Source organism: Methanosaeta sp. UBA458 (genome assembly GCF_002496085.1).
In the GTDB taxonomy this organism is placed as follows: domain Archaea; phylum Halobacteriota; class Methanosarcinia; order Methanotrichales; family Methanotrichaceae; genus Methanothrix; species Methanothrix soehngenii.
In genome coordinates, this window is record NZ_DAIK01000127.1 from 1 (window position 1) to 9,963 (window position 9,963).

General features: G+C 53.9%; 13 protein-coding genes. 6 read left to right on the forward strand and 7 right to left on the reverse strand.

The annotated features are described in order from the left end of the window. The 3 genes from BP822_RS09230 to BP822_RS09240 all read left to right on the forward strand — a co-directional run. Positions 1-642, forward strand: a 642-nt coding sequence (locus BP822_RS09230) for a hypothetical protein (RefSeq protein WP_286878180.1), incomplete at its 5' end; no start/stop codon positions are given. A 127-nt stretch (positions 643-769) separates the two neighbouring features. Continuing rightward, complete coding sequence (locus tag BP822_RS09235) at positions 770-1,369, forward strand: hypothetical protein (protein ID WP_013718474.1); 600 nt, start codon at positions 770-772, stop codon at positions 1,367-1,369. Positions 1,370-1,460: 91 nt separating this feature from the next. Further along, entirely contained in the window at positions 1,461-2,123 is a 663-nt protein-coding gene (locus BP822_RS09240; protein ID WP_273271016.1) for a PAC2 family protein, read from the forward strand. On the opposite strand, the gene BP822_RS09245 is transcribed toward BP822_RS09240, so the two are convergent. The 6 genes from BP822_RS09245 to BP822_RS09270 all read right to left on the reverse strand — a co-directional run bounded on the left by BP822_RS09245 (position 2,120) and on the right by BP822_RS09270 (position 7,302). Continuing rightward, positions 2,120-2,986 carry a damage-control phosphatase ARMT1 family protein gene (locus BP822_RS09245; protein ID WP_273279002.1) on the reverse strand — a complete coding sequence of 289 codons (867 nt, stop codon included), beginning with the start codon at positions 2,984-2,986 and terminating at the stop codon, positions 2,120-2,122. The two genes, BP822_RS09240 and BP822_RS09245, sit on opposite strands and share 4 nt — an antisense overlap. Further along, entirely contained in the window at positions 2,974-3,819 is an 846-nt protein-coding gene (locus BP822_RS09250; RefSeq protein ID WP_013718477.1) for a histone deacetylase, read from the reverse strand. The genes BP822_RS09245 and BP822_RS09250 overlap by 13 nt, the downstream gene beginning before the upstream one ends. Positions 3,820-3,836: 17 nt before the next feature. Continuing rightward, positions 3,837-5,351, reverse strand: a complete 1,515-nt coding sequence (locus BP822_RS09255) for an AMP phosphorylase (RefSeq protein ID WP_013718478.1) — start codon at positions 5,349-5,351, stop codon at positions 3,837-3,839. A gap of 2 nt (positions 5,352-5,353) precedes the next feature. Continuing rightward, a complete protein-coding gene (locus BP822_RS09260) occupies positions 5,354-6,337 on the reverse strand; it encodes a nucleotidyltransferase domain-containing protein (RefSeq protein WP_422655970.1) in 984 nt (327 codons plus the stop codon). After that, positions 6,238-6,810, reverse strand: coding sequence for an L-threonylcarbamoyladenylate synthase (locus BP822_RS09265; protein ID WP_273279004.1), 573 nt, complete (start codon positions 6,808-6,810; stop codon positions 6,238-6,240). Before BP822_RS09265 ends, BP822_RS09260 begins: the two co-directional genes overlap by 100 nt. Positions 6,811-6,813: 3 nt before the next feature. Next, a complete protein-coding gene (locus BP822_RS09270; protein WP_273279005.1) occupies positions 6,814-7,302 on the reverse strand; it encodes a multiprotein bridging factor aMBF1 in 489 nt (162 codons plus the stop codon). 63 nt (positions 7,303-7,365) lie between these two features. On the opposite strand from BP822_RS09270, the gene BP822_RS09275 reads away from it, so the two are divergent. The 3 genes from BP822_RS09275 to BP822_RS09285 all read left to right on the forward strand — a co-directional run bounded on the left by BP822_RS09275 (position 7,366) and on the right by BP822_RS09285 (position 9,517). Continuing rightward, on the forward strand, positions 7,366-8,583 hold the full coding sequence (locus BP822_RS09275; RefSeq protein ID WP_273271012.1) for a proteasome-activating nucleotidase: 1,218 nt from the start codon (positions 7,366-7,368) through the stop codon (positions 8,581-8,583). A gap of 52 nt (positions 8,584-8,635) precedes the next feature. Next, positions 8,636-9,112 (forward strand): hypothetical protein, encoded by a 477-nt coding sequence (locus BP822_RS09280; RefSeq protein WP_013718483.1) that lies wholly within the window; start codon positions 8,636-8,638, stop codon positions 9,110-9,112. A 120-nt stretch (positions 9,113-9,232) separates the two neighbouring features. Then, positions 9,233-9,517 carry a hypothetical protein gene (locus BP822_RS09285; RefSeq protein ID WP_048131722.1) on the forward strand — a complete coding sequence of 95 codons (285 nt, stop codon included), beginning with the start codon at positions 9,233-9,235 and terminating at the stop codon, positions 9,515-9,517. A gap of 197 nt (positions 9,518-9,714) precedes the next feature. Here the strand turns inward: BP822_RS09285 and BP822_RS09290 are convergent, their stop codons facing one another. Then, on the reverse strand, positions 9,715-9,939 hold the full coding sequence (locus tag BP822_RS09290; protein ID WP_013718485.1) for a hypothetical protein: 225 nt from the start codon (positions 9,937-9,939) through the stop codon (positions 9,715-9,717). Positions 9,940-9,963 lie beyond the last annotated feature (24 nt).

The window sequence follows — 9,963 nt, forward strand, 5'->3', positions numbered from 1 at the left end:
AAATATAAACCTTTTATTCAGGGTGATCGCATGAAAAAGATGATCTTATTGATTCTGGCTCTATGCTTTGGATCCTTAGTGGGAGTTACTCTATCTCAAAATGATGAAGTTGACAATGCTGCAACCATGACCGTCCTTAAACAGGATAGCGGCACAAATCTCTCCCAAATGAATATGACTCTGTATAGCGTCGCTATGGACATGGACGCATTCTCTGTGGGCGAGGCCGTGAAGTTCACTGCGCCAAATCCCGGCTGGAAATTGAAGCAGGTGAGGGTAGCAGGCTGGAATGGCTTCGATGGAAATGCGACATCAATTCCTGAATCTGAAAACTTCCTCATCGAGGTCAGAGACGAAAAAATGAATCTCCTCTACAGGATGGCAGATACCCAAAATGCTTACTTCACATTTCCTGCTATAATTCTCCGAGCCATAGACTTGCCTTCAGTTCCCGTGACGGATGAATTCTATGTGATCTTCTATGACCGGGGCTCGATGTTCATAGGTATGGAACTGGAAAATTCTACCGGCAGCTCTTACTTCTATGATAGCGTGTATTCGGAGCTGCTTCCAGTCGAATTCACAGACCAGAGCAATACCACAACCAGCATAAATTGGCTGATCAGAGCAGTTGGCGAGTGAAAGAGCAGGCTGAGTCCTGTAGACGAATTGCGGTCTGGTAGATGATCTGCCAGACTGCAATAAGACTCTTCAAAATCCTTATATGGGCCGGATTCATCAGAATATACGGGGTGATCATTTGAATAAGATGATATTTTTGATATACGGGCTATGCTTTGTGGCATCGTGCTTCGGAGCCATGGCTGCAGATACGTCATCGGAATCCGGCTATACCACTCTTGCGCAGGATAGCGGCAAGAATGCCTCCGATATGAATATCAGCCTGTTCACCATAACCGATGAGTTTGATATCGAAGGTCTGGATGTAGCAGAAGCCGTCAAGTTCAAGGCTCCCAGTTCAGACTGGAAGCTTTATGGTGTGAAGGTCTTGGGCTGGAGCGACTATAACAGCACCGATTACAGCTACAACATGGATAGGAACTTCCTCCTGGAGATCAGAGATAAGGACCTTCATCTCCTGTACAGATTTGCGGATGCTCAGAATGGTTACTTCCTCACCGATCAAGGCCCAATCTGGGGAGTCATAGAGATCCCACCGTTGGCAGTCACCGAAGACTTTTATGTGTTATTCTATGATCGCGGAGGAATGGTGGTTGGCATGGAATATAACAACGGAACTGGCAACTCCTTCCTGTACGGCAATGGAATTCTCACGCCGGCAGAATGGACCACTGAGGCCAATGAGACGATCGGAATCAACTGGATGATAGAGGCTGTAGGCAAGTGATATTCTGATTATGCCAGAAGGATCCATCAGTGATCCTCTGGCGATAATCCGGCGAAAATGAATTATAGCTGCACATCTCAAAACTTAGTCGATGTTTGAGTCTCGAGTTGCCTGCATCTGCGGCCTTCCAGGAATTGGAAGCGTGGGAAAAGTGGCTGCCGATTACCTAAGCAATGCTCTGAAATGCAGTAGCATTAAACCGTTCTATTCCCACAGCTTCCCGTCCCAGGTAATGGTTTCTGATGGCCTGGCGGAGCTCATGCACGCAGAGCTATTACGTTCCCAGGATAAGGAGAACATATTCGTGCTCTCCGGGGATACCCAGCCTCTGGATGTGCAGGGGATGTATCAGCTGGCAGGAGAGATTTTGCAGGCAATAGAATCTGAAGGGGTAACGGATGTGATAACCCTGGCCGCATTTGTGGGAGACGCGACTGCGAAGATACTCGGCTCGGCCACAGATCCTGAATCTGCAGCTGTTCTCCATGATTCTGGGATTACCCTGCTCCGCAGCGGAGCTATCGGCGGGATGAACGGCCTTTTGGCAGGGCTGGCGCCTCTCTATAATATGAGAGGCTTTTGCCTGCTGGGAACAAGCTCCGGAGCCGATCTGATAGATATTCCGGCGGCCACAAACCTTCTTTATGCCATCAGAGATCTGTTCAAGCTCGATCTTGATTTCTCCCTGATGGAGTCGATCATCGATGAGCCGGATGAGCCCGCCCCGGAAGAAGTGGACATGAACTATTGCTAAATCGGCCTCGCTACCAGCGATCCCCTTGGAACTGCCATTTTAGCCGCCACAGGCTCGCACTTGGCACGCAGGATATAGATCAGCCTGCCCTTCAACCTCTGATCGAACTCGGACATGGTCTCGAAGTTGCCCATGCCCTTGGACAGTATCAGCCATTCCGGATCGAATAGGAGTACCGAGGCCTCTAGGCTCAGGTGCTCAAGTGCCGTTCCCACCACATTGCCGGTTGGTATCACATCCACATCCGAGAAGCTCTTCAATTCATCGGCGGTGACATCATTGATGATGGGCTCGGACTTCGATCCCACCACCACGGTCTTGCCCATCTCCTTTAGCTTCTCGATTACAAATAGATCGAATATGACCTCGCCGCAATTGTCTGTCAGATAAAGTATCTTGCCAAAAGACTGAAGCCGTCTTTTCAATTCAGCCATATCCGCATGCAGGTTCTCTTGAAGGGTGTCAGCAAAGACCCTGCCGAATGTCAGGTTATCAAAATCGTGGCCCTTGACCCCAAACTCCATGGAGTTGGCAGCCGAGGCAATTCTGATCAGGGCCTCGATCTTGTCCGGAGACTGTTCATAGAACTCCACTGCCCGTGGCAAGAGGTCCCTTGCCACCTGATTGCTCTCCTCCTTCAGTTCCCGATATGGATCTGAGCTTCCGCTTCGCCTTTTAATGATGAGCTCTCTTTCTGTGCCCATAAGAGCCGGAACACCGCCCTTATGGCAGGCCATGAAGTCCAGCAGCTCCTCTACTGCCGCTTTCTTATCCTCCTCCCGGGTGAAGACCATATCGCACTCGAACTTCGCCCGGTCCAGAAGGCAGGGATAACAGTTGGAGGCCACCCTCAATACGGCCACCTTCCCGACAGCACCCGAACGATATCGGGAATGACCCTCTCACCTACGTGCACACAGGATCCGCCGCTGAGAACGAAGACCAAACCCTTATCGCCCACAGCTTCCTTTACTATCTGAGCCATCCGGGGATAGGCCTCGAAGGTTAGGTTGAACCCACCATAGTCGTCCTGATGGGAGTCGTGCCCAAAGATGACAAAAGCTATCTGAAAGTCGAAGTCTCTTGCCAGCACCAGACCGCTCTTAAGGGCAGAGAGGAATCTCTCATTATCTGCTCCGAAAGAGAGGCCGATATCGTAATTGTTCCTCTGTGGATCATGCTCCTCGCCGGTGCCGCTGTGCAGGTTGATATGAAATACATCTGGATCTTCCCTGAAAAAGTCGCGCGTACCATCGCCGAAATGGGGGTCCACGTCCACTATGAGAAAGCGCTCGAAGCCCATCTCCTTAAGGCGCAGTATGGTGATCGCTACGTCGTTGAAGTAGCAGAATCCCCAACAGCTTCCTCTTGAAGCATGGTGCCCGGCGGTTCCGGTGAAGGCGAAGGCAGACTCTGCCTGACCAGCAGCCACCATCTCTGCGGCCATCATCACGCTCCCTGCGGACAAAATGGCCACATCCCGGTATTGATCCGTCTCCATGTTGGCCATGTGCCCTTCAGTATGAGCCTTCGCCACCAGCTCCATTGGAGCGGGTTTGGCCCGAAACACCTGCACCTCAATCCCGTCCACCAGCCCGGACTCCATCAGCTTCTCGAAGGATGGCTGAATCCTCTCCTTCAGAACGCTAAAGCCATGCCTGCCGAAATCCTCATGATATGTAATTGCAACCTTCATAGGGCGACCCTCAAATTCTAAAGCTCGGTTATGCGGGGATATCTCTCCAGCAGCATTCCTTCTACCACTATTGGCATAGACCTCTTGGCATCCCTGACTGCGCTATCCAGCTCCCAGTCCGATGAGGAGCAGATGGTGATCAGAGGCTCGCCTTTCTTCACCCTCTCACCCATCTTCTTGTGGATTATGACTCCCGCTTTCTGGTCCGAGGGAGCACCAGCCATGCGAGCCAGCTCTACAAGGCGTTTATTGTAGAAGGCCACCACATATCCTCCTGCCGGAGCCAAAATTTCCTCGCAGTTCTCGCCGATGACGATATCCTCGCTCTTCACATTGGGATTGCCTCCCTGGGCAGCGATGATTTCCATCAGCTTGGCATGAGCCTTTCCACTGCTGAGGATCTCTTCTGCAGCAGCGTAGCCTTCTCCTCGTCCTGCCACTCCGCCCATCTCCAGCAGTATGCCAGCTAACGAGAGGCTCTTCTCCCTCAGGCTATTTGGACCCGGCTTATTCTCCAGAAGGGTAAGCGCCTCACGCACCTCCAGAGCCGGTCCTATGGTTCTGCCCACGGGAGAGCCTCCAAAGGTCATGGCGCATTCCACCCGAATTCCCAGCTTATCACCCAGGTCTATCAGGTCCTTGGCCAGGGTCCTGCCGTCGTCTGCCGTGGGCAGCTTTGTGCCCGGCCCTACGGGCATATCCACTACCACTGCGTCAGCGCCTACAGCCCCTTTCTTAGCCATGATGGAGGCCAGCATCTGGCTGTAGGGGTCTATGGATAATGCATACTCCGCTTTAATCAGCTTATCATCTGCAGGGGCGATATTGGTGGCTCCGCCCCAGACTATGACTCCGCCCACCTTCTCTGTTATCTCCTTGATCTCTGCCGCACTGAACTCCACCGGGGCCAAGACCTCCATCAGGTCGGCTGTACCGCCCGCCCCGGTTATGGCCCGAGAGCTGGTCTTGGGAATGAGAAGGCCTGCGGCTGCCACTATGGGCACAATGAGAAGGGATACTTTGTTCCCGGGAACGCCGCCAATGCTGTGCTTGTCCATGACCGGATGGGTGTCGAAGTGAATCCGCTCACCAGTCTCGATCATCGCTTTGGTCAGCCAGACCACCTCCTCAGAGGGCATGTTATGAATGTAGGAAGCGGTGACATAAGCAGCAAGCTCAATGTCGCTGAGGTTGTTGTCCACGATATCCTGCACAATGGTTCGGATCTGATCCTCGCTCAGCTTCTCGTTATCCATCAAGCTTTTGATATGACAGATGGAAGCAGGCCTCGGTGCAGGCAGGATATCCACATCCACCGGATTATTGAGATCCTTAAGAGCCTCGGTGAAGATACCGATCTCCCCAGGCTTGACCATCTGGGTGGTGGTATCAAGCAGGGCGGTGGTTGCAGCCCCCTTGGCCCTCACCCGGACCCGGTCTCCAGGATTCAAGCCCCTCTCCCGGGCATCAACGATATTGAGCATGACTTTATGCTGACCTATCTCTATGTCAAAGGGTCGAACTAGCAGCATTTTTATAACCTCTTTTGAGTAGCTTTTTCAAGCAGCGAAAGCGATCTTATCCATTCTCCCCGCGCTTCGCGGGTGGTTCCCACCACAAGCCGAAGACCATTAGCAGTCTCCTCCAGTACGCCCTTGGCTTCTATCCTCTCTCCAGGGAGTGCCTGGCCGGCGTAGGTATGAGTGAAGCAGAGAATCTCCTTAACCTCCGGATGATCCAGCCGGAAGATGGCGGGGCTGTCAAAGGCGAACTCGCAATCTGTAACTTGAGCCTCGACCAGCCCCTGGCCGACAGGACGGCCCTCATCCAGCGGCTGGATCTGGTTCCAATCGCGGGTGAATAGCAGATCAAAGTAGGTGCCGTCGATCATGCCCCGGTTTCCTTTTCTCTTCTCATGGAGCATGAACTCCTCCAGGCTGATCTCGGGTTTTCTCTTGGCGTAGATTTTTTTCCAGGTNNNCCTTGCCTTCCACCACATGGGACCATAGACCACGAAATCGATATCCGAAGCAGGTGCCTGCAAGCCTATGAGCCTGGAGCCGGTGATTCCCATCTCCTCCCAGGGCACACCCGCTTGATTGAGGATGAGGGCGATTTTCTCCGTCTTGGGATCCATCTTGACCACAGCTCTCAAGCCCTGGGAGGGATCATAGAGCCGGAGTACATCGGATTCAGGGACCACATGAAGGTCCTGAATATAATCCGGCCTATTCTGGCGCAAGAACTCGAATGCCTGGTCGAAGTCCATCTTTCGGTAGCGTATGCCTCTGGCAGCACGCTCTCCTGACGGGTCGGGAATGTAGCGGAGCAGGGAGCGGAGGCCGTGAGGGTGGTTGTAGTCTGAGACAGCAAATATCCAGCCCTCATTGGTTTCGAAAAAGTCTCTGATCCGGGCCATCACTTTATCGCCTTCAGCGCTTTGTCCAGACCAGCGCCCGGCCGGATGATCTCTCTTTTCTCCAGGTCCAGGAGGGTTGAGGGCTGGCAGTATTTGCATCTGCCACCGTCCACCACCAGCTCCACCCGATCTTCTATCTCTTTTGAGACCTCCTTAGCGCTCACCGGCGCTGGCTGGCCGGTGCGATTGGCGCTTGTGGAGGTGATCGGTCCGGCCTTATCGATTATCCTGAGGGCAGACTCATGGTCCGGGAACCTGATGCCTACCAGGGATGAGCCGGCGGTGAGAATGTCCGGAACTATGCTCTTTTTTCGCAGCAGGATGGATACTGGTCCCGGCAGAAGATCCTCCAAAATATCCATGTCCTCATCGCGAACCTCGGCCACGTCTCTTAGCATCTCCAGGCTCGAGACCGCCAGAGAGATGGGCATGGAAAGAGGCCTTTTCTTGATCAGAAAGACCCTCATAACTGCCTGCTCGTCCAGAGCATTGGCCCCCAGGCCGTAAACGGTCTCAGTGGGATAGACTACCACACCCCCTCCAATGATAAATCGAGCTGCACTGGATATCATGGATTATTTCCGCTTGATGTTGGCTACATCCCCTAAAGTGAGCCCCCTGCCGGAGCCTCCGGACTTGACCTGAGCCTCGCTGGCCTGATCGGTGAGCTTGATCTTAAGCTCCCTCTCCAGCTTCTTTCTGACTTCATCCTCAGGCGAGATATCCTCTCTCTCGATCTTCTTCAGGAGCGTGGCCTTCTCCTTGATCCTCGCTCCCAGCTGCTCTGGCGTGAGTCCCAGGCCCTCCCGAGCCTCTCTGATCCTGCGCCCGAAATCCGGAACCAACTCCACCAAATCCTTGAACTGGTCGCGTGGTTTAGGCCTCATGACGGTGAAGGCCCTCTCCACAGGAACCATCTTCCGCGGAACTGGTGTCCATTTGTCCTCTGGTTTTCCGAAGCGCGCACAGCTCTTGCAAACTTCCATAGTTGATCGGTCAATAACGATCTTTTGGGGTGAACCTGAGATTTCGGCGCCGCAAATCTCACATTGCTTCTCGGTCATTTCGGAAACCTTTATACGGGTCAAAGTTTAATAACCTTTGTAATTATGGATAGTGGAGAAGGCATGAATGAGTCAGGAGCTGGCGCGGATTTCTCGCGCTACATCCTGGACCGGATGCGCCAGCTGGAGGAGCGTAACCTGGCGCTGCGTGAGCAGAAGGACCGCGTGGAAGGCGAGAAGAGGCTTATAGAGAACCAGAAGCTCAAGTTCGAGCGTGAGGCCCGGAAGCTCAGAAGCGAGCTGGAGCGCCTGCGCGTCGGTCCGATGATCGTGGGAACCATCGTCGATGTTCTGGATGAGAACCGGGTTATCGTCAAGAGCAGTACCGGCCCCAGATTCGTTGTTAGTTTATCCCAATTCATAGAGGAGGAGATAAAGGTCGGGGCTCAGGTAGGCCTAAACCAGCAGTCATTTGCGGTGATGTGCGTTCTGCCCTCTCCCCGCGACCCGGCGGTATTCGGCATGGAGATCGAGGAGGCTCCAGATGTACAGTTCTCTCAGATTGGCGGTCTGGACACCCAGATCTCTGAGATCAGGGAGATCGTGGAGCTTCCCCTAAAGCGGCCGGACCTTTTCACCTCGGTTGGAATCGAGCCGCCCAAGGGCGTCCTGCTGCACGGCCCACCAGGTACGGGCAAGACCATCCTGGCGAAAGCTGTTGCTCAGAGCACAGAGGCCACATTCATGCGGGTGGTGGGTTCGGAGTTCGTGCAGAAGTACATCGGAGAAGGGGCACGCCTGGTCCGCGAGCTGTTCGAGCTGGCCAAGAGCAAGTCCCCAGCGATAATATTCATCGATGAGCTGGATGCCATCGGCGCCCGCCGCATGGATGGAGCGACCAGCGGAGATCGCGAGGTTCAGAGGACTTTAATGCAGATCCTGGCGGAGATGGATGGCTTTGACGCCCGCGGTGAGGTCAAGCTGATCGCCGCCACCAACCGTCTGGATATGCTAGACCCAGCTCTCCTTCGGCCAGGCCGCTTCGATAGAGTGATCGAGATCCCCCTGCCCAGCAAGGAGGCGAGAGAGTCGATTCTCAAGATCCACACCAAGGGCATGAACCTGGACCGGGACGTGAACCTGCGGCTGATAGCCGAGCTTTCCGAGGGCTCAAGCGGAGCTGATCTGAAGGCGCTCTCCACAGAGGCGGGCATGTATGCTATCCGGGAGGAGAGGACTACCGTCTACCAGAGCGACTTCGAGAGGGCGGCAGCCAAGATCCTGCTCAAAGAGAGGAACCACATGGCTGAGCCTGAGGGGCTCATCCAGCAGTACATTTGAGGTATTCGAGAGTTCTGGGCGGATATCAGATCCCAAAATTAATCCCAATACCGTGATCAGATCAGGCGACCAATTCATAGCCGGCCGCTCCGGCGGAGTGATCGGGGCGATCATTCCCTGGCGCGGCGGCTTTGCGGGCGTGGCTCCCGCCCATATTTTTCAACAGGTGGGGACAAGAGAGCTGAGATTGGGCGGGATCACCTGCCGGGTTTCCTATATTCCGGATGATGCCGATCTGGCCTTTTTTCCCATTCCCGCTCCCTGCCAGTTGACGGCTCTGGGCAAGCCTCATCCGGGCGATGCAGAACTCGTGAACGCCCGCCATTCCATCGCCTGCCGGATATCCGATTCTTCCTGGTCGATCGTATATGTCATCCTTCCTCCTGGGGACCTGCCGGGACCGGGGGATAGCGGCTCAGCCCTGGTGCAGGATGAGAGGGTTGTAGGGCTGCTGCTCTCCATAAACATGCACACCTGCCGGGGGACAGCGGTCTCGGCGGAGATGATAGAGAGGGAGATCGGGAAATGATATTGGATTCTTAGCAGTTTTCGATGCCACTATTCCTTTCCGTTTTTGTTCCTCTGTCTCTCGGATGAAATTGGGATTCCTGTACCTTACCAACACCATTTAGCGAATAGCCAAAATATTATGAGAAAGTATGAGCAAGTGGAGATGGAAGGTGCTGGGGCGGCTGCAGCCATAGATCAGGCAGGAAGCCAGGGAATTCCCACAAGATTCATGATGATCCGGGGGATCTCGGATCTGCCCCGTGCTAAAGGGGTGAATAAAGGCAGAAAAGAGCGGGATGCCTGGAAGGCTTACGCATCCAATGCAGCTGCTGCTTTTGTAATGGGATGGATCGCTGAGGGGGCCCCTTTGGCCGCGGCCCGAAGGGGCGACTCGCAGCGTGCGCAAAAAAAACAGTCTGTGTAGATCAGTCTTAGCCTTGATAACAGCACTCGATTCGCGAAATCGTTATATTCCGAACCTCTTAAAAAAAGTTCAAACTTTCACCTGGGCCCGCCTGGCGAATTTTTCATTTAATTGCTTTATGATCAAGGCATCCCCAGGCGTTCCTTTATCGCCCTGATATCGGATTGCATCTGCCGGAAGTTCGAGGCGTATCCAGGCTAGATGTCTTCCCTCATGCCCTTGATCTCCTCAAGGGTCGCATCAGTTGTTTTCCGCACTGCTCTGACCTCATCGAGGGTTGCGTCAGAAGTTTTCCGCACTGCCTTCAGATCATCTCTCATGTCGAGGAGCAGCGGTATGGCCTTATCCAGCTGAACAAATGAGCAGAGCATGGCAACCTCGCTGGTTCGACCAACCTCGCCTTCGTAGGGCTCAGAGGTCACTTCAGTAAACTACTCCGGCCTAAA

Bases quoted from the DNA above. Each gene is read 5' to 3' on its own strand.
- BP822_RS09235 (WP_013718474.1), top strand. From the start codon at position 770: ATGATATTTTTGATATACGGGCTATGCTTTGTGGCATCGTGCTTCGGA.
- BP822_RS09240 (WP_273271016.1), top strand. From the start codon at position 1,461: ATGTTTGAGTCTCGAGTTGCCTGCATCTGCGGCCTTCCAGGAATTGGA.
- BP822_RS09250 (WP_013718477.1), bottom strand. From the start codon at position 3,819: ATGAAGGTTGCAATTACATATCATGAGGATTTCGGCAGGCATGGCTTT.
- BP822_RS09255 (WP_013718478.1), bottom strand. From the start codon at position 5,351: ATGCTGCTAGTTCGACCCTTTGACATAGAGATAGGTCAGCATAAAGTC.
- BP822_RS09265 (WP_273279004.1), bottom strand. From the start codon at position 6,810: ATGATATCCAGTGCAGCTCGATTTATCATTGGAGGGGGTGTGGTAGTC.
- BP822_RS09270 (WP_273279005.1), bottom strand. From the start codon at position 7,302: ATGACCGAGAAGCAATGTGAGATTTGCGGCGCCGAAATCTCAGGTTCA.
- BP822_RS09275 (WP_273271012.1), top strand. From the start codon at position 7,366: ATGAATGAGTCAGGAGCTGGCGCGGATTTCTCGCGCTACATCCTGGAC.
- BP822_RS09285 (WP_048131722.1), top strand. From the start codon at position 9,233: ATGAGAAAGTATGAGCAAGTGGAGATGGAAGGTGCTGGGGCGGCTGCA.